This window comes from Vibrio sp. SS-MA-C1-2, assembly GCF_021513135.1.
In the GTDB taxonomy this organism is placed as follows: domain Bacteria; phylum Pseudomonadota; class Gammaproteobacteria; order Enterobacterales; family Vibrionaceae.
In genome coordinates, this window is the sequence record NZ_CP090981.1 from 2,482,455 (window position 1) to 2,500,706 (window position 18,252).

An 18,252-nucleotide genomic window follows, 5' to 3' on the forward strand; every position below is an offset into this window, starting at 1 on the left:
ATGAATAATTCCTCAACTATTATTTGATCGTAAATACTTATCAACAACAAAGTAGCCATTCAATTCTGCGACATTTTCAGCATATATAGTAAATAATACCGATTAAATACTCTTAGTTTCAATAATTAATGCAACTTGAACTAAATTTATATTCATTAGGGAATATTAAGAGATTAGCAGATTGGATATCACCAACTTAAAGAATCATGGTGTCATCAAAAAATATCATAAAGGTGATGAGGTTATTATAAAAGGAAGAGAATTAAACTCTTTATCTATTATCTTAAGCGGAAATGTAATATTTTTTACCGGTGAATTTAAAGAAAAAGATAGTATTATCCTTGATATACTCTCTCGTTATGAGCTTTTTGGAGAAGAATCATTAATTGATGATAATCGACATATCGCAAACGCCAGAGCTCTGGATGAATGTATTATATTAGAAATTCAAGCAGCTACTATATTAAATAACCTAAGTCTATTAAAAGCCTTATTACCTTCTTTTATTCATAAAAAACAACGTTTATGTCATCGTGTGTCAATGCTTCAAACTCAATCAACAAAACAGCAGATATTAGAGATACTATTGTACTTAGCAAGAAAATCATTTTCTACAACACACCCTGAAGGGCGAATAATCAGAATATCAAGAAAACTATTAGCGGCTATTTTATTGAAAAACAGAGAAACTGTCGGCCGAACTCTTCATGAACTAGAGCTAGATAATATAATTAAAATCAATGGTATGGATATATTACTTTTACACAATATCATTGAAGAATCTATTGAGAGTAATTCATCACGATTCCCTATATGAAGAACAAAATATTAAACAAGGAGTACCCCTCATTATAAATCCGTCACCATATAAACATCATAATAAATTAAAAATTTTTACGGTGTAAATACCAAAGACCACTGGCAATAATAACAACACTACATTGAAGTATTAAGAATGTCACATTAACAGTTGCATACTCAAAAGGTGGCAGAAATAGAAATGAATAACCGAAATTAATCACTCTACCATTAAGTACGCCTTGAAATGGTGGAAATATCACCATAGAAAAAATCGAGAGTGTTGCAATAATCGTTATATTTAACATTTTCTTTATCTTTAAGGTGCTTTACTCATAGTCTAGTTTAAAAATACTTTCGCTTAAAAATAATTTAGTTAAAAAGTTTTTATGTATGAGCGCTGTAAAAATCAACAAATAATATAGCCATTAAACAAAAATGCAGATAAACCCCTCAAAACTTCAAGTAATAAGATGATAGAACACTCATAACTCACACTCTGTTGGAAACTTAATTCTCTTAACTGGTTACAATACTCTACACTAACATCAATGAATAATAAAAAACACCGTGAAATAAAGAGTATAATAAGTACATAACAAAGATAAGGATTTAATATCTATGACGGCACTGATAACTCTTCCAAACAACATCCATCAAGTTTCATCTAAGTGGCTCCACCAGCACCTTAATAATCCTAACGTTATCATTCTTGATGCGACAACTGAAGATCCAACAGTAGACGCAGAAAAGCAATTAAAAGGCGTGATCCCTGGTTCGAAACGATTTGATTTTAACAAGGAAATTGTAGATACAGAGGCAACAAGCCCAAATATGATGCCCTCTCCCACTATTTTTGAAGCGAAAGTCAAAGCACTGGGCATTAATCAAGATTCAATTGTTATCGTTTATGACAAACAAGGACTATTTTCAGCTGCTCGGCCTTGGTGGATGTTCAAAACATTAGGGTTTAATCAAGTCGCTATTCTACAAGGTGGATTACCTGCTTGGATAAATGCAGGGTTTTCTGTTGAGCCAGATTACGCCCAAACAACAATAACGGGTGATTTCACAGCATCAAAAGATAAAGGTTTATTCGTTGATAAACAGTATGTCTTAAATTCTCTCTCAAATAGTGAGACTCAAATTGTCGATGCTAGAGGTTATGGACGTTTTAGTGGCCAAATGAAAGAACCAAGAGAAAATATGCGAAGTGGACATATCCCAAATTCATTGAATCTTCATTATGCAACTTTAATCAATGATGGGCAATTACTAGAAACTGAAAAACTCAAAGAGATATTTCATCAACTCGTCCCGACGCCAGGCGAGTTTGTTTTTAGTTGTGGTTCAGGTGTAACGGCTTGCATTTTGGCTTTAGCGGCAGATATCGCGGGTTTTGATAACATCAAAGTCTATGATGGAAGTTGGAGTGAATGGGGAGCAGATAAATTATTACCTATTGATACGGTATCAAAATAAACGATAATAACCAGTAATACTAGGTCTTAGCCCTTATCTCGCTAAGACCATTTATTTATCTCCTAACCTCATCGATTTAATTCAATCCCTGCTATGCCTATTCGTTAGATATCTCGACCATTTCTCAATTAATTGAGAAATAATTCACCAATAACTGTAAAACTAGAATAATTACCAGCATCATAAATAAAGCAAATAGCTATAATTCACTTATCAGATAGATGTCTGCCTTCCCAATGGATTGAGTTGTTCATTTATTAATTATTCCTGTTTGTTGAGAGCCATTATGCTACTTAAAAAATCACTACTTGCTATCTCTATTACGACTCTTCTTTCTACCTCTGCGTTTGCAACTAGTCTCTCTTCAAATAATGAAAATGATGAAACACCAAACTTTGAACCTATCTTAGAGATCATTAAAAACCGTCCAATGACAGTTAAAGATGAAGAGAAAGAGATCTCTAAGCATCGAACTATTGATGTCAATAATGATAATGGCGTGGGTGTTCAAGCTGTATCAAGTACAAATAGCACATTATTAACTTCAGCTGATGGTACTCAATATATTCTAACTGCGCCAAAATTCTCAACCGCTCAAGCTAAAAGCTTCAAACTACTAATCAATCAATTCATTGATAATGAGAGCCTATCTGAAAAATTAAAATCTATTATTGATAATAATGCTGGTGAATTAGAACTGCATTCAACTACGACTGATGGCTCTACTCCTACTGAAATTCATATTGATAAAAATGGTATTATTACAAAAACGGTAGTAACTCAAAATGAACGATTGCCAATGTCACCAGAAACCACCACTGTTGAGTTAGGTACAATTTCACAAGATGGTGTTATTACAGATACAAACGGTGATGTTGTTTCTATCGATAGCATCTCGAATGTCACAAATTATGGAACCATTAATGCCAATGGTGATGACTCAATTGCCATGCTTTCAACCGATACAGCAATGAATCAAACAAATGGTTATATCTCAACCCCAACAAAAGTGATTAACGATGGAGAAATCAATGCAAACGGTACTGGCTCTATTGGCATGCAGGCTGGTGTACAAAGCAGAGATTATGCATCCATTATTGCTAACAATCACGGTGATAATATCAAAGAGCTAATTTCTACGCTTGAAGAAATATCCTCTGATGATCACATCACAATGATTGAAAAGCAGAACTATTTAAGCCAGCTACGAGAGCTTGTTAATTCTATCCAAAATTCACCGATGACTATTACACACGGCACTGTAGAAAATAGCGGTGTCATCAATGCTTCGGGTCGTCAATCTGTAGCGATTAATATCAATAATGGTACAGCAACGAACACTACAGATGGTGTAATTAACGTGACAGGCTCACATGCGACTGCGGTTAATTATAACAGTCAGGCTGATGGTGAATTTATTAATGACGGTGCAATCAATATTGGTGTAACTGGAAATCTGGTTACTATTGATAATGAAGCCGTTGAAGTAAATAGTAATGAAAATTCAGAAATTGATACCGACCAATTCATCTATGGCAGCCAAGAAGGGGTTTCTTATACATCAAATGGTGTGACCCATTCATTTACCAATAATGGCATTATCCGTAAAGAGGTCGGCGCAAATGATTATGGTGTCGCTTCTGTAACAAATGTCAGTGCGGGAAACTATTTAGGTTATTCAGTTCAACAAGACGCAGTGATTGTTAATGATGGTCAAGGCAATATTACCGTAATGAGTGAAGAGGATGCTGTTATGGCCGCAGAAAATCAGTCGCTTGCTGGTACTCAATCTGCATCAATCAATACGGCACGTACAGAACTTCAAACCAACGCTTACATGCTTGATATGATCAATAGTAATATCAGCGAACGCAACAGTGCAATTGTAGAAGGTGACAAAACCTCAGCTTGGGTTAGGCTTAACTACCGTAAAGGCGGACAAAGCGGTGATACTCAACACACCGATTTTTATACCTCTGGTGTGACTGTTGGCGCAGATATGAACATGGGATTATCAGGCAAAGTCGGTGCAGCATTTACTTATGCTTACAATAGCACAGACTATAACAACAGTATTACAACAGACTCAAGCTCGGATAACTATGCCTTTACCGTGTATTTGCAGCAGGATTTAGTTAAGTCATTTTTCGTCGAAGCGAATGCGACTTATGCTTATACTAATTATGATATTGATTCAGCGGGTTCAACCGATGGTAACAGCTTCAATGTTCGCACCGCGGTTGGGTATAACGTCGATATGAATAACGCGGGCAATATGATTGTAAAAGGGATCTATAACTACTCATTGAGTACTATGGACAATTTTGCCACTTACGGTGTTTATGAGCATGAGATGAATGACTACTCAAAATCAGAAGTAGGTGCAGAATTACGCTATAAAAAAGATTTCCTATTAAGTAACCAAGCCGTAATATCACCGGTATTGAACGCAACATATATGTATAACTTAGCAAATAACAATAATTATTATACTTCAGTAGCCGGTAACCAAATTTCCGCTGAAGATAATGATAGCACCGTTATTTCTGACTTAGGTGTTGCTTATAAAACCGGCCAATTAACCAGCCAGTTATCTTGGAAGCATCTAAATAATGGCGATTATAATGATGATTCTGCGTACCTTTCATTAAACTATGTTTATTAATTAGTCATTCCAATAAAAACGAGTTAGGTCTCTCCCCTTCCATTTTTAAAACAAGATAAAATGGAAGGGAGAATACTAACATACCAGCTAAAGCCCACTAACATCAGTAACGAGAAAGTATTCGTTAATATCACCTATGCCGCCGCTTTCATCCTGACTTCTAGTTTACTAATCCCTTCATCAGTTAATTGACCGCAATATTCTATCAAAGTAATTGCATCTGATTCAGATAGGTTAGAATTCATAGATTTAATTAATTGAAAATTTCCAGATGCGTGATGCATATAAGAAAAGCAAGTTTTGGTTACTTGAGTATGACCAATCAACACACTTAATTGTAAATTACGTACAATTCCGCGTCCTGTCACATTAAAGTCCACAATAACAGAACAATCACCGACATTGGTTAAAAGTAAACGATCTAAAATCCCTGACATAATCTCAGTCGATTGCTCAATTAATAATTTCTTTCTCTTATTACCTACAAACATAACAAACCCTCATCACTGTTTATTTATACAGTATTGAGGGGTTTATGGTTTTTTGCAAGTATAAAAATAAAGTTAATTTCTCATTCTTGGTATTATTCTGAGTAAATTGTCTTCTTTACACCTTAGATTTTAGTAACGCTTTAATTTCGCGTAACTCTTGTTGTAATGACTCAACTTGTTGATGTGTTGCAAATATTTGTCTTGGAGCTTCATCTGGAGCCATAATCGGATGTTCAGACTCTTTATCTTCTTCCGCCAATGCATGTTCAGCAGTCATGGTTTCAATGACGACACCAATCATCATATTTAAAAATACAAATGCGGTTAAAAAGATAAATGTCAGATAGTAGATCCAACTAATCGGATAGACCACCATGGTTTCATACATCACATCCGTCCAATCTTCAAATGTTGATACACGAAATAGCGTCAACATTGAGATAGAAACATCCCCCACAATACAGGATTAATATCAGAGAAAAATAAACTGCCAATAACAGCATAAATATAAAAGATAATAAACATTAAGACCGCGATATACCCCATCTTTGGTATCGCTTTAAATAATGCATTAATCAATAATTTAAGCTGTGGAATGGCTGATACGAGCCGTAGAACTCTAAATACACGTAAAAGACGTGCAATTAATATCCCTTGTCCACCCGTTGGAATCAAACTACCAATCACAATAATCGTATCGAACCAGTTCCAACCACTCTTGAAAAAATCAATTTTATTCTGGTATGAGAAAAACTTGATAATAATCTCAATTAAGAAAAAAAACAGAATGAACTGATCTAACCAATAAATGGCTAAATTTAGACCATTTGGTAACTCAAATGTATTTGCACCAATGGAGACGGCTGCAAGAATTATAACGATAACGCTAAATGCCTGAAAGTACCTATTATTATTTATCGCCGTTAACGAGACATGCAGTGAAGAAAACATTTTTATTAAACCCTTTGAAATTACTTAATACTAAATAAGAAAAGTGCGTAATTTAAAACGTTATCTGGTTAATAAAAAGTGTTTTATAGTCAGATTATTGTAAGAAAAAGTAACGACTTTAAAAACAAATCAACATCCAATCAATTTGATCCAATAAAGAGAGCTAATATTTTAGACTTGCGAGTAGATGGCAAACTAGTGCCCCCATGAATATAAATGTTTATGTGATTAGGTCGAACAAACAACACCAACAGGCTAGCGACTTAAAGCAATAAGAAGATATATGCTTCAAGTTAGATGTAGATATCACCAGTAATTTTGATAAAAGTGGATATACTAATGAAACTATTTGCTTATATCATGTATAAGATCAAAGAGCCCTTTATCGATAAGGTAGAATATGCAACAGATGTAAAGCGTGTTGTTACCTATACTCTTCACACTTGAAGTCGCTAGGTTGTTGGCGCATTCGTTCGCCGACTAGCAACTACAATTATTTTAGGTATATAAAAATGATAAAGCATACTCTACAAAAATAAAACAGTGATATGAAAGCACTAATCAAATATAAAACAATTAATTAACTAGGTTATTCATAATGAAAAAAATCTCAGCCTTATTATTTTGCAGTGCGCTTTTTGCTGGCGGTGTTCAAGCCCAAGATCAATATACATTAACTCAATATGATGCGAATGTGGTAGCGATTGTTATTTATGACAATATTGCACATTCAAGTGATTCAAAGGCAGAGATTACTAACGTAATATTTACATTAAATGGTGATACGTTAGACATGAGCTATATTTATTATGTTGATACTGAAAAACCAAAAGACGTACCCCATTTTGATTTAAGTAGCTTATGCCACCCGATTACAACGGATACCGGATTAGCCATCAATAAATTTAAAAACGTCAACCATTATAGTATTACTGAAGTTTATGATTATAAAAGCGGAGAAAAGGTCGTTTACTCAACACCTTGTGCTTAAATATAATCGATAATTATCAGGTGAATTTAACGTTATCAATAAAACAAGCTAGAAATTCCCATGTAGTCTCGTGTAGAGTATAAAAAATGATGACAAATAAATTAATTTTTATGGGAAAGACGAACAATGATAAATGATGACATTATTATCAGCACACTTAATGAACTGGAAGAATTTTTAACTGCTATCGAAAATGGTGCTCTCGGGTTAAATAATGTTGCAGGTATTGCATTAGCAACGAGCAATAAAGATGGTCGTCGTTTTGTGGCAGTACTCGATGATAAACACCAACTGTTATTAGGTCGCTGGGTTACGGAAGAAATCTTTCAGACTGGTCAAGATTTAGTTCGTAAAGGTACGCAAAAGCTTCACTAACTAACAATTACACACTAATTATAATAATATATACCCAAAGTAATTGACGTTGCGAGTAGGCGGCAAGCAAGTGAGACCAACAAACTAGCGACTTCAAGTATGAAGGGTATAATTAAATTCAATATTAAAGTAGAGTGACCATTTATGATTCAAAGATGGTGAAAAGTCACTTTACCATTACCTCAATTCAACGCTTCATTTTAACTTTCTTCTGCGTTTAAACAATTCATCCACGTTGATAACTGCTCTTCTGTCGAGGTAATTAACCCTTGTCGTCGATAACGTACCTTACCGTCAATAACAATAAGTGTTGCAGGAAGCGCATTAAATAGCCAACGATCTAAGAGGCTATAATCAGGCTCGGAATACTCCGGTAACGTTTCAATATTAAGCTTGATAAAGCGTGGGGTTACTTTCTCTGAGTTACCACCTAGATGAATGGTTTCCACATTAATATGGGAATGTTTGTTCAATTGATCCAACATAGGTAACTCTTTAATACAAGGTGGACACCATACCGCCCATAAATTAACCAACGTTATTGAATTATTTTTGTTCTCATGAGTACTCTTTGAATACTCCCAATTCATCGGGATCTGTTTTTTAAACTCTAATGGTGTTGTGCATGTCTCTGCTGTTGCGTGCGAAATAATCCCGACACTCAAGCAGACAAAGGTTAATAATCGTTTCCATGACTTATTGTATAACTTCATTTTTATTTAACTATCCAATTATATATCAACTTTATTATGTTGAAGGGAAAGACAATCGAGCTTATTAGACTAGATATTATCTCAATTCATCTCACTCTTATTGATGCTGATTTTATCTCCTCACCCTTACCTATAAACCTTATCATATTGAGTTTAAAGGGATTCACGTATTGATCAAGGTTTTACCCGATCTTGAATAAAATTGTATTTAACTATCTTAGTCAATAACGTACTTCCTCTTCTAAAGCTAAAGTAATTTGAGTAACGAATAGGCGGTAAATGAGTAAGGCCAATGAATATAAGCTGACTATATGATTGATGCGAACGAACGTAGCCAACAACCTAGCAGCTTCAAGTAAGAAGGGGATATCATTATTTTTTTTGATAATGCTATAGTATCGACTCTAGACAACACAAAAGGAGATAAAAAATAATGGATAAGTTTCTAGCGTTACTGGCAACGACGCCCAATAAAGTCATGTTTGAACAGACGATGAAAGTGATTGATGAACAATTTGAATTTACACCCACTAGATTTGTCAATGGTGAGACTGAAAACCAAGCAGGGCAAAACAACGGTTCTTGTAAGATCTTTGCATTTGCTCAAATCCAAAGGTTAGACGAAGCATCGACTCTTGCTTGTTTTGGTCAATATTACCGTGATGATGTTTTAAAAAATCCAGATGGTCACGATCATGCGAATATTCGTAACTTCATTCAGCAAGGTTGGACGGGTATCCATTTCGATGCCCCTGCATTAAAAGCAAAGTAACATCTTTGAAATATAACGGTGAGATGACTGAATTATTTCCAGATTTAATTAACTTCCCACAAAAAAGCCTCGATTTTATATATTCGTAAATCATATTGTGCAGCGTAAAAGCTGCTCTTTTTGCCGGATAGAGCTAATTAATCGACTTTTCCACCGGGCAACCGGCATTACGACAGACACCTTCATTACATAAACGACAGGTACGACGTGCCTCCTCGGTGTTATTGGTCATTTTTTCAAGTACTGATTCTAGAATTGAAGTTAGTGAAGATTTTTGCTCATCATCGAGCATATCAATTACTGCTTTTGTGACTTCATCCCTTTTACTTAATACTTGAACTGCCCGAGATCTACCTGTATCTGTTAATTGCAACGTCATATTACGACCATCATTTTGCGATTTAACACGGAGAAGATAACCTAACCCCTCAAGCTTATTAATTAACCGAACGGTGCCAGAGTGTGTTAAACCCAATACCTTGCTCAAGGTATTAATGTTGTCATCAGGGTGATTATAAATCGTCACAAGGGCAGACTCATGATTAATCCCATGACTATTAAGAGAGTCAATATTCTCTCGTATTTGGCTATCAACGTTAGTCGAAAATGTGCCTATAAGATTCATTAAGTAATGACTATTTTTCATCTTGTACGATTTCCTCACTAGATTGACCCTATTGTATGACTAAGTCATATATTAATCTAGACATAATATAAAAATAGCGATATTGTATGACTCAATCATATAAAAGGAGTTTGAAAATGACGAATCATAGCGAAGTGTTGGATTATCAGAAGAAATTTAAAGACGTTCTTGGCAAAAAGATGGCGTATATTGATGAAGGTGAAGGTGACCCGATTCTATTTTTACACGGCAATCCAACCTCTTCTTACCTTTGGCGCAATGTCATGCCTTATCTTGAAGGAAAAGGCCGCTTAATCGCCATTGATATGATTGGTATGGGAGACAGTGATAAGCTCGATAATACCTGTGATGGCAACTATTCATTAGCAGAGAATACGAAATATACTTCCGCACTTTTAGCCAGTTTAGGTATTAATAAGAATGTCACACTCGTGCTGCATGATTGGGGATCAGGCGTTGGTTTCAACTGGGCAAACCATAATCAAGAGGCTATCAAAGGTATTGCATTTATGGAAGCCATTGTCTGCTCATTCCCTACATGGGATCACTTTCCCAAAGATCTGCATGAACCAATAAAAATGCTACGTTCTGAGGCTGGAGATAAAGCGGCTTTAGAAGATAACTTCTTTATCGAAACATTATTGCCAAGTGCCATTTTACGCCCTCTCACCGACACTGAACATCAAGCTTATCGAAAACCTTTTGCCAATGCAGGTGAAGATCGTCGAGCTACATTAGCAGGCCCAAGACAGTTACCAATCGCAGGTCAGCCTGAGGATACTGTCGCTTTAGTTGTTGCCTATGCCAACTATTTAGCAAACTCAACGGACGTACCAAAGTTATTTATTAACGCACAACCTGGCGCATTTCTTGTTGGCTATGCTCGAGAATTTGTTCGCACTTGGCCGAACTTACAAGAAGTTACCGTATCTGGTGCTCACTTTATCCAAGAAGACAGTGCAGATGAAATTGGACAAGCAATCGTAGACTGGTTGCCTGAATAAGTCTTATTAATTTAAAGTTTGTGGTGGTCGGTTAAATGCTTTATTAGGTTGCAACCGATCCCTTTCTTTATTTCATATCTGATTGAGCATTACTCGTATAAAATGTCTCGTCCTAAATGTGCTTACACATTTAGGACTAATTTATGATCATATTATTGTCAATGTTGCCGAAAAAAGGAATTACGCTCGGATTCATTAGACGTTAAATCATCACTGTATCGATGTCGTCTAAACCGGATATTTAGAGATAAACCTGTATTTTAAGAGTAAACAGAACTTAACGCATGATTCGGTAACAAAAGTAAAACTAAATCACCAGATCAAAAATAAAGACACTATATTGTCACTTATCTATACACGGCTCGCAGATTTATTATACTTTATGGTACTTTCGAAGAAGAGCAATACGTACTTTCATGTTGGCAACACTTCTCTTATTTGCCTTAATAAAGTCATTAGTTAGATACTCACTTGGAACCAGTGTTTGAATAAAACCTTCAGTTCTAGTGATCTTTTCCTCTAATTCTGTAATCTGTAACTCTATCTCAACATCCATCTCTATTCCTTTACTTTTCAAACTAAAAAATACGTTAAAATCAGTACTAATATGATCACTATCATCAACTCCATATTATGTTTTCTTAATCTCTTATATGGCATTGAGAGTAGTCTTAATTTTTGTTTTCAAATAAATATATATATACTGCAACGCTATTCATCTTTAATTTGAATACATTCTATTAAATCAACTATTTCTCACCGCTTCATCAATCATAGAATTAAAACAAACACTACTTACATATGATACAACATATATGAAATTTATCGCTCTGATTAAGAGAGAATTCACTATAAAAAATACCATTTATATCCATTATATTTTCCATAGTAAATAATGATAGGAAATTACACTTTGATTTAATAAAACAAAATGAATACATCTATTTAGAAATAAGTTTCCACATCAATATCTTAACAAGAATAATTGAATGGCTAATAAATTAATCAATGTCTACAACACCCAAGACGAGAGAAGTATAAGAGATATAAATACATAAAAAATAAAGAAATAAATACCAATCTCTATCCATAATGCGAATTTAATTACATCTTAACAATAAATGGCTTAGTCATTAAAGTAAGGGAGTTGATAAACTTCACAAATTAGAGCGCGAATCTTGGTTATAAAGTGTTGTTGATTCGTATCGTCTAATTCGTCAAAAGTATCATGAATAGTGACAGATGAAATAAACTTTCCTTTATATGAGAGAGTAAAGTCAACATAATGAGAATAGAGGATATAATTAATTTGAATTTTTATCGTTTTTCTCAATGGATGAAATAACTCAAGCTCAAAATAGTTAACATCTGCATGTGAAGGGTGCTCGACACAACTTACTGTTTGTATTTGATTTATTGCTGTTATCATCTCATTTTTGAATTTTTTTGTAATTTCATTCATCTCATACTCCAGTCATTAACCTTACGATTATTTCTACCTATTAAATCTAAGTATAGACTCTCTAAAGTATTCAACAATTAGGCATTCACAACACTAGGACGGGAAGCACTTTGTTCAATTTATACCTGATACAAAACTTGCACTCGAAATTGATTACAAACAGCTTAAGTAATGTATTATTTTCAATAAAAGATTCCCTTGATAAATAAAGTATGGGTTTAATTTATATGAATACAATATCACTGCCATAAAAATAAAACAAAAAAATGACACAAAACTGACAATTTAATAAAAAAATCAAGAATAAAATATTAAAGTAAGGTATCGTAATTCTACGATGTAAATTACGTTTGAGATAAATTATGGATAATAGAAAATTTTGCAGTGAAGATGAGGATTGTATAGTCATTAATGGTGAATGTTTTTTGCCTACCAATGATTATACAATCCTTAATGGTAAATTATTAAAAAAAGTAACATTAAAACCTAATGATAACGTGGATAATTTAATCTCAGATATTAAGATGTCAAAAAAGAAAATAAGATAGCAATTAGTGAAACATTAAGTCTATATACGCTGAAAAATGTCGTTGTAGAATGATGATAGCTCTATCTTATCGTTCTAACACCTTTCTGAATAAATATACTCTACCCTGCATATATAGAGCTAGTTTGAGTGATATATGCTCCCCCTTTGCAGAACTCTATGCAGGAAGAGGTGTAATTGGATGCGTTTATTTCTGGGTTAAGCCATTTTTATAGCATATTTTGTGCTAATCAAGAAAAAATGGTCAGCTAAGCTTAAATCAGCCTTTAGATTGGTCTACTCATATGATCTCGCATGAATTAACCGCTCTCTGGGGTGTTGATCATGCCGCTTCTTTAACGATGGTTCACACTCACCTGCTTCGTGAAATGATTGATGAAAAGCGTGAGAAACTAGAACAAATGGGAAAAAATGTTTTTTCTTTAAACCCAAGTAAAGATCTTGCAGAAAGAACTATTAATGCTATTGGGCTGTTTTATCAAACGATGCAATCACCAATAACATTCCCAGTTGAAGATAAAGCAAAAGCAATTAACACGGTCATTTCGATGCTTGAAGATAACGGTTTCACTAAACTTGGTGAAAACCAGAGTATCACACCCAAACGAGTCAAATCTATTTTAAACAACACGTTCTCTTAATAGATAAGATTAACAAACATCCACTAACATCGATAGTGGATGTTTTAGCTATTAAATTTGAAGTAAATTACTAATAATCTCAAATCGATGAAGGTAGAACTACAAAGAAATCAACATTAATACATACAAAAGAAGATTACCCTTCAAACATACCTTTTACTGTAGCGACACCTGCTTCAACCATTAATTTGCCTTTACACCAGGTATAATCAATGGTCATCGCCTCTTTATCAATCAAAAGCATATCCGCATCAAAACCTGTCTTTATCTCACCTTTAAAATCAGACAGGCCTAGTTGTTTAGAAGCATTGACGGTAATCGGCTTCAACATCTGATCTAATGTTAGACCTAGTTCATTCATGCCGCGCTTTACTTCTATTAATAAATTATTTGGTTTCCCTACTCCCATACTTAACACTTTAGTCCGCTCTTGATTCCATTTAGGAAGGGAGCCACCAGCATCAGAGCTAAAAGTAAAGTTATTCTCAAAGCCTAACTCAATCGAAATTTGAGTGGCTTTTGCACAAGAGATTGCCCCTGTTCTTTGCATCATATCATCAGAGAGTGCTGTCCCATCAATAACTGAGCCTAGTTTAGCCAACTGCACCGCTTGCTCCCAGACATCTGCACGGTTAATATGCGTTGGAACAAAAATACCAGCATGGTAATCCGTCTCTTCAACCACTTTTAATATCTGAGATAATCCAGCTTTACCTGCACCAGTATGAACCGTGATAATACCGGCTTTATTGGAAACTAAGGCGGCATTTCTAACTTCAGCTGTTAAATCTCGAACTTTTTCATCCGTAATGTAAGGTCCTCGATGATCGGATACAGCGAGCTTGACACCAACAACTGGTTCGATATAAGCAATATCACTCATCACCCCACCTGTAATCGTCGGTGAAGGTAAAAAATAAGAACCTGTAATCATATAAGCAGATAAACCTTCATCTCGAAAACCCATCGTTTTAGCAAAAAGTGTTTCTACATGTCGAGATAAATGATCTGTTCCTAATAAACCTAATGCTGTCGTTACGCCATTAAGCGTTTGGTCACTCAGGACAAGTTCTGGTGTTCGAGTTGAAAATCCACCTTCCCCTCCGCCACCAATAAAATGCTGATGTGTATCAATGAAGCCAGGTGTTAAGTATTTCCCTTCTCCATTAATAATGTTTACATCTCCATAAAGTTGATCACCATTTATTGAGGCTTCAATAGCGATTATTTTCCCGCCAGCGACTAATACATCTTGTTTTCCCTGATAGCTTGGCGCATATACTTCAGCATTTTTTATTAACGTTTGCATACTTTTCCCTCTAATTTTTTGGATCTAATGCTGAACGAATTCCATCGCCTAATACATTACAAGATAATACGGTCAAAAAGATGCACAGACCGGGATACAGAGTTAAATAAGCAAATCCTTCAACAGCCATAAAGTCTCGACTAGAGGCCAACATCGCCCCCCACTCAGGAGAAGGTGGTTGGGCACCTAGGCCTAAGAAACTCAAACTTGCAGCAGTTAATACGGATGTCCCTACTCTCATTGTAAAATAAACAAGAATGCTACTGATGGTCGAAGGGATAATATGCTTAAACATGATTCGAGTATGGCTCGCACCCATCGTTTTTGCTGCTCTCACATATTGCGAATTAAGAACAGAAAGTGTTTGGGAACGAACAATTCGGGCAAACATTGGAGTACTAAAAATAGCGATAGCGATGATCACATTAATAATACCGCCACCTAATACCGCCACAATACCAATGGCTAATAAGAAACTTGGAAAAGCAAATAAAATGTCGGCAACGCGCATAACTATCGCATCTAAAATACCGCCATAATAACCACTCATAACACCTAAAATAGAACCAACAATAACGCCAATCGTTACCGATAAAAAGCCCACAGATAATGAGATTCTTGCACCATAAATCAGACGTGAAAAGTTATCTCGACCATAGAGATCAGTCCCAGCCCAATGCTCCCAAGATGGTGGCGAAAGGATATTATTATAATCAACATCTGTCGCTGAATATGTCAAAAACAACGGTGCAAAAATTGCCATTAATAACATAATGACCAAAATAACTAATGCGGCAATCGCTGTTTTTTCACGTTTAAAACGAATTAAAAACATCGCAAAAGGAGAAAGTGTTTTGGTTACTATATTCTCTTGCTGGGGATGCAGCGTCCCCATCGAAAGGGTTTTCATACATTATCTCCCTATTTAATTCTTATTTGTGGATTGACCACGGTATACAACATATCAACCACAAAGTTGATAACGACAAAATGAAGTGAATAGAGAATCAATAATGCTTGAACAACAGGATAGTCACGCGCATTAACGCTATCTATCAAAAATGAACCCAAAGCAGGCAATCCGAAAATACTTTCAACAACGATTGAGCCACTTAATACAAAACCTATTTGCAGACCAATTACAGTAATAATCGGTAACATCGCATTTCTAAAGGCATGACGGAATAGTACTCTAAATTCACTTAACCCTTTAGCTCGAGCCGTTTGAATATAATTCTCATTGAGTACATCAAGAAAGGCTGAACGCGTGAAGCGTGCAATAATAGCGGTACCTACTGTTCCTAAAGTAATGGATGGAAGCACTAAATCTCTCATACCATCAAAACCGGTTGGGTTAAACCAACCTAATTGAACAGCGAAAACTTGGATTAAAATTAATCCTAACCAAAAATCAGGAATAGATATACCTGAAACAGCAACGATCATACTGGCACGATCGGGCAGTTTAGATTTATAAACCGCAGCAATTACACCTAAAATAATACCCACTGGAATAAACCAAAGAGATGCCATCGCTAATGCTGCTGTAACTTGGTAACGTTCAGAAATCAACTCAAAGACAGAGTCTCCTGATACCATTGAGTTACCAAGGTTTAGATTTAACAGATTAAAAAGGAAATCGATAAATTGAATATAAAGGGGTTGATCTAAACCTAACTGTTGACGAACCGCTTCGATATCTTGAGCGCTTGCATCCAAGCCTGCGATCATTCGAGCTGGGTCACCAGGTAGTGCATGAACGAAAAGAAATGCAATAATTGCAATCAAGAACATGACGCCGACCATACCCAGTAGTCTTTTTATAATATACTGAGACATATGATATTTTCTTATATTTTTTATTTGAAGGGGCGGCTAAATCCATTAGCCGCCAATGTTTTTTATTGGTAACTAACTTGACCGATAGATAAAGAACCATCTGGTAATAAGTCAACACCACTTACTTTTGCTGATTTAGCATTAAGTTTTACATCTGTCGATGTCCAAACTGCAGCTGCATCATCCCAAACAATCTCTTGCACTTCATGGTATAAGTTTGCTTTCTTAATCGGATCTAAGATTTTCTGGCCTTCAACTAACATCTGATCAATTTTTTCATTTGAATAGTAACCATAGTTAGAAGAGCCAGTGGTTGCGTAAAGAGGACGGATAGCCCAATCCACTGTCGCTGATGAAGATGACCAACCTGCTTCAAATAATACTGGAGGGGTATTTTCAAGGTTAATTGTATCACCCGCAGAGTAGTGGCTCGCAACATCACGTTGAACGATATCAGCTTCAATTCCTACCGCTTTTAATTGTTGTTGAATAAATTCAGAAGAGCGCGAAGATGTCGTATTATTCTTAGACCAAATAGATAATTTGAATCCATTTGGGTAACCCGCCTCTGCTAATAACTCTTTGGCTTTTTGTACGTTATAAGCATATGGTTTTTGCGCTTCATAAGTTTCAATTTTTTCAGGGATAATTGAGTTTAATTCTGCCGCATTACCACCATAAACAACTTTGATATAAGCATCTTTATTGATGGCAAAATTTAGCGCTTGGCGAACTTTATGATTAGATAGGATCTCGTTCTGATTATTTGGTGCATAATAACGTGCAATAATTGATGGCACCGCTTCTAATTGAAGCTTCTTATCATGAACAACTGCAGGCTTCATTGTCGTTGGCAAGTCGATCATAACTTGTGCTTGACCACTTTTAAGCATCGCTAAACGTGAACCAGCCTCAGGTACAACGCGAAACTCTAACTTTTCAACATTTGCGTTGTCACCCCAATAGTTTTTGTTAACAACCATTGATATTTTAGAGCCACGGATCCACTCTTTTAGCATAAAACGTCCAGTACCTACTGGGTTTTTCTTAATGTCATCACCGTATTTTTTCATTGCCGTTGGGCTAATCATCCCTTGGCTTGGGTGAGTAATATTATTGATAAAAGTATTATCTGATGTTTTTAAATGAACGTTTAAAACCGTATCTGAAACCACTTCAAACTCTGCAACATTACTTAATAACGATGCTCTACGTTGTTTTTTCGAGATTTCATCTTCAAAGTTGTATTTAACAGCAGCGGCATTGAATGGCGTACCATCAGTAAATAAGACACCTTCACGTAAAGTGATCGTATAAGTCTTACCATCTTCACTAACCGTAAAACCAGTTGCAAGGTTTGGCTGTACTTTCATGTCTGAATTAAATTTGAACAAGCCATCATAGATTGCACTTGCAATACTCATATCCAAAGTGACTGTTGCATTATGAGGGTTTAACGTCTGTACTGTACTTGGTGTTGCGACAACAACTGAGTCCTGTGCTGCAAATACATTCGCACTTAATAATACGCCAACACTAAGCGCTAAAGCTTTCATTTTCATGGTA

Annotated in this window: 20 protein-coding genes; 8 read left to right on the forward strand and 12 right to left on the reverse strand. The window is 35.4% G+C overall.

Going from position 1 to position 18,252, the window contains the following annotated elements; translation table 11 throughout:
* The first annotated feature begins 181 nt into the window (after positions 1-181).
* Entirely contained in the window at positions 182-817 is a 636-nt protein-coding gene (locus L0B53_RS15640) for a Crp/Fnr family transcriptional regulator (protein ID WP_235060536.1), read from the forward strand.
* 67 nt (positions 818-884) lie between these two features.
* Here the strand turns inward: L0B53_RS15640 and L0B53_RS15645 are convergent, their stop codons facing one another.
* Positions 885-1,106, reverse strand: coding sequence for a hypothetical protein (locus tag L0B53_RS15645; RefSeq protein ID WP_235060537.1), 222 nt, complete (start codon positions 1,104-1,106; stop codon positions 885-887).
* Between the two features lie 313 nt (positions 1,107-1,419).
* Here L0B53_RS15645 and L0B53_RS15650 point away from each other — a divergent pair, with 313 nt between their 5' ends.
* On the forward strand, positions 1,420-2,280 hold the full coding sequence (locus tag L0B53_RS15650) for a sulfurtransferase (protein ID WP_235060538.1): 861 nt from the start codon (positions 1,420-1,422) through the stop codon (positions 2,278-2,280).
* Positions 2,281-2,566: 286 nt separating this feature from the next.
* Positions 2,567-4,945 carry an autotransporter outer membrane beta-barrel domain-containing protein gene (locus L0B53_RS15655; RefSeq protein WP_235060539.1) on the forward strand — a complete coding sequence of 793 codons (2,379 nt, stop codon included), beginning with the start codon at positions 2,567-2,569 and terminating at the stop codon, positions 4,943-4,945.
* A gap of 134 nt (positions 4,946-5,079) precedes the next feature.
* Here L0B53_RS15655 and L0B53_RS15660 read toward each other — a convergent pair whose 3' ends face one another.
* From L0B53_RS15660 to L0B53_RS19435, 3 genes are all read right to left on the reverse strand, one after another.
* A complete protein-coding gene (locus L0B53_RS15660) occupies positions 5,080-5,436 on the reverse strand; it encodes a hypothetical protein (RefSeq protein ID WP_235060540.1) in 357 nt (118 codons plus the stop codon).
* A gap of 115 nt (positions 5,437-5,551) precedes the next feature.
* Positions 5,552-5,872: an ion transporter gene (locus L0B53_RS19430; RefSeq protein ID WP_260115553.1), complete on the reverse strand. Its 321-nt coding sequence runs from the start codon at positions 5,870-5,872 to the stop codon at positions 5,552-5,554.
* A complete protein-coding gene (locus L0B53_RS19435) occupies positions 5,866-6,387 on the reverse strand; it encodes an ion transporter (RefSeq protein WP_260115554.1) in 522 nt (173 codons plus the stop codon). The genes L0B53_RS19430 and L0B53_RS19435 overlap by 7 nt, the downstream gene beginning before the upstream one ends.
* 598 nt (positions 6,388-6,985) lie before the next feature.
* Between L0B53_RS19435 and L0B53_RS15670 the strand changes: the two genes are divergently transcribed.
* Both L0B53_RS15670 and L0B53_RS15675 read left to right on the forward strand, forming a co-directional pair.
* On the forward strand, positions 6,986-7,378 hold the full coding sequence (locus tag L0B53_RS15670) for a hypothetical protein (protein WP_235060541.1): 393 nt from the start codon (positions 6,986-6,988) through the stop codon (positions 7,376-7,378).
* Between the two features lie 126 nt (positions 7,379-7,504).
* Positions 7,505-7,753, forward strand: a complete 249-nt coding sequence (locus L0B53_RS15675) for a hypothetical protein (protein ID WP_235060542.1) — start codon at positions 7,505-7,507, stop codon at positions 7,751-7,753.
* A gap of 200 nt (positions 7,754-7,953) precedes the next feature.
* Here L0B53_RS15675 and L0B53_RS15680 read toward each other — a convergent pair whose 3' ends face one another.
* Positions 7,954-8,466, reverse strand: coding sequence for a TlpA disulfide reductase family protein (locus L0B53_RS15680; protein ID WP_235060543.1), 513 nt, complete (start codon positions 8,464-8,466; stop codon positions 7,954-7,956).
* A gap of 433 nt (positions 8,467-8,899) precedes the next feature.
* On the opposite strand from L0B53_RS15680, the gene L0B53_RS15685 reads away from it, so the two are divergent.
* Complete coding sequence (locus L0B53_RS15685; RefSeq protein WP_235060544.1) at positions 8,900-9,238, forward strand: HopJ type III effector protein; 339 nt, start codon at positions 8,900-8,902, stop codon at positions 9,236-9,238.
* Between the two features lie 133 nt (positions 9,239-9,371).
* Here the strand turns inward: L0B53_RS15685 and L0B53_RS15690 are convergent, their stop codons facing one another.
* Positions 9,372-9,884 carry a MarR family winged helix-turn-helix transcriptional regulator gene (locus L0B53_RS15690; RefSeq protein WP_235060545.1) on the reverse strand — a complete coding sequence of 171 codons (513 nt, stop codon included), beginning with the start codon at positions 9,882-9,884 and terminating at the stop codon, positions 9,372-9,374.
* A 116-nt stretch (positions 9,885-10,000) separates the two neighbouring features.
* Between L0B53_RS15690 and L0B53_RS15695 the strand changes: the two genes are divergently transcribed.
* Positions 10,001-10,888 carry a haloalkane dehalogenase gene (locus tag L0B53_RS15695; protein WP_235060546.1) on the forward strand — a complete coding sequence of 296 codons (888 nt, stop codon included), beginning with the start codon at positions 10,001-10,003 and terminating at the stop codon, positions 10,886-10,888.
* A gap of 373 nt (positions 10,889-11,261) precedes the next feature.
* Here the strand turns inward: L0B53_RS15695 and L0B53_RS15700 are convergent, their stop codons facing one another.
* Together L0B53_RS15700 and L0B53_RS15705 are read right to left on the reverse strand one after the other, a co-directional pair.
* On the reverse strand, positions 11,262-11,444 hold the full coding sequence (locus L0B53_RS15700) for a hypothetical protein (protein ID WP_235060547.1): 183 nt from the start codon (positions 11,442-11,444) through the stop codon (positions 11,262-11,264).
* 570 nt (positions 11,445-12,014) lie between these two features.
* The gene (locus L0B53_RS15705; RefSeq protein ID WP_235060548.1) at positions 12,015-12,350 is read right to left on the reverse strand and encodes a hypothetical protein; all 336 of its coding nucleotides are present in this window, start codon (positions 12,348-12,350) and stop codon (positions 12,015-12,017) included.
* Positions 12,351-13,181: 831 nt separating this feature from the next.
* On the opposite strand from L0B53_RS15705, the gene L0B53_RS15710 reads away from it, so the two are divergent.
* Complete coding sequence (locus tag L0B53_RS15710; protein WP_235060549.1) at positions 13,182-13,538, forward strand: hypothetical protein; 357 nt, start codon at positions 13,182-13,184, stop codon at positions 13,536-13,538.
* A 136-nt stretch (positions 13,539-13,674) separates the two neighbouring features.
* Here L0B53_RS15710 and iadA read toward each other — a convergent pair whose 3' ends face one another.
* The 4 genes from iadA to L0B53_RS15730 form a co-directional block, all read right to left on the reverse strand.
* Entirely contained in the window at positions 13,675-14,847 is a 1,173-nt protein-coding gene (gene iadA / locus L0B53_RS15715) for a beta-aspartyl-peptidase (RefSeq protein ID WP_235060550.1), read from the reverse strand.
* 10 nt (positions 14,848-14,857) lie between these two features.
* Positions 14,858-15,757, reverse strand: coding sequence for an ABC transporter permease (locus L0B53_RS15720; protein WP_235060551.1), 900 nt, complete (start codon positions 15,755-15,757; stop codon positions 14,858-14,860).
* Between the two features lie 11 nt (positions 15,758-15,768).
* On the reverse strand, positions 15,769-16,686 hold the full coding sequence (locus L0B53_RS15725; RefSeq protein WP_235060552.1) for an ABC transporter permease: 918 nt from the start codon (positions 16,684-16,686) through the stop codon (positions 15,769-15,771).
* Positions 16,687-16,748: 62 nt separating this feature from the next.
* The gene (locus L0B53_RS15730) at positions 16,749-18,248 is read right to left on the reverse strand and encodes an ABC transporter substrate-binding protein (RefSeq protein WP_235060553.1); all 1,500 of its coding nucleotides are present in this window, start codon (positions 18,246-18,248) and stop codon (positions 16,749-16,751) included.
* Positions 18,249-18,252 lie beyond the last annotated feature (4 nt).

Excerpts from the sequence above, each read along its gene's own strand:
- L0B53_RS15685 (WP_235060544.1), top strand. The coding sequence starts at position 8,900 with ATGGATAAGTTTCTAGCGTTACTGGCAACGACGCCCAATAAAGTCATG.
- L0B53_RS15690 (WP_235060545.1), bottom strand. The coding sequence starts at position 9,884 with ATGAAAAATAGTCATTACTTAATGAATCTTATAGGCACATTTTCGACT.
- L0B53_RS15705 (WP_235060548.1), bottom strand. The coding sequence starts at position 12,350 with ATGAATGAAATTACAAAAAAATTCAAAAATGAGATGATAACAGCAATA.
- L0B53_RS19430 (WP_260115553.1), bottom strand. The coding sequence starts at position 5,872 with ATGTTGACGCTATTTCGTGTATCAACATTTGAAGATTGGACGGATGTG.
- L0B53_RS15660 (WP_235060540.1), bottom strand. The coding sequence starts at position 5,436 with ATGTTTGTAGGTAATAAGAGAAAGAAATTATTAATTGAGCAATCGACT.
- L0B53_RS15645 (WP_235060537.1), bottom strand. The coding sequence starts at position 1,106 with ATGTTAAATATAACGATTATTGCAACACTCTCGATTTTTTCTATGGTG.
- L0B53_RS15650 (WP_235060538.1), top strand. The coding sequence starts at position 1,420 with ATGACGGCACTGATAACTCTTCCAAACAACATCCATCAAGTTTCATCT.
- L0B53_RS15655 (WP_235060539.1), top strand. The coding sequence starts at position 2,567 with ATGCTACTTAAAAAATCACTACTTGCTATCTCTATTACGACTCTTCTT.
- L0B53_RS15725 (WP_235060552.1), bottom strand. The coding sequence starts at position 16,686 with ATGTCTCAGTATATTATAAAAAGACTACTGGGTATGGTCGGCGTCATG.
- L0B53_RS15680 (WP_235060543.1), bottom strand. The coding sequence starts at position 8,466 with ATGAAGTTATACAATAAGTCATGGAAACGATTATTAACCTTTGTCTGC.
- L0B53_RS15730 (WP_235060553.1), bottom strand. The coding sequence starts at position 18,248 with ATGAAAATGAAAGCTTTAGCGCTTAGTGTTGGCGTATTATTAAGTGCG.
- L0B53_RS15675 (WP_235060542.1), top strand. The coding sequence starts at position 7,505 with ATGATAAATGATGACATTATTATCAGCACACTTAATGAACTGGAAGAA.
- iadA (WP_235060550.1), bottom strand. The coding sequence starts at position 14,847 with ATGCAAACGTTAATAAAAAATGCTGAAGTATATGCGCCAAGCTATCAG.
- L0B53_RS19435 (WP_260115554.1), bottom strand. The coding sequence starts at position 6,387 with ATGTTTTCTTCACTGCATGTCTCGTTAACGGCGATAAATAATAATAGG.
- L0B53_RS15710 (WP_235060549.1), top strand. The coding sequence starts at position 13,182 with ATGATCTCGCATGAATTAACCGCTCTCTGGGGTGTTGATCATGCCGCT.
- L0B53_RS15695 (WP_235060546.1), top strand. The coding sequence starts at position 10,001 with ATGACGAATCATAGCGAAGTGTTGGATTATCAGAAGAAATTTAAAGAC.
- L0B53_RS15720 (WP_235060551.1), bottom strand. The coding sequence starts at position 15,757 with ATGAAAACCCTTTCGATGGGGACGCTGCATCCCCAGCAAGAGAATATA.
- L0B53_RS15700 (WP_235060547.1), bottom strand. The coding sequence starts at position 11,444 with ATGGATGTTGAGATAGAGTTACAGATTACAGAATTAGAGGAAAAGATC.
- L0B53_RS15670 (WP_235060541.1), top strand. The coding sequence starts at position 6,986 with ATGAAAAAAATCTCAGCCTTATTATTTTGCAGTGCGCTTTTTGCTGGC.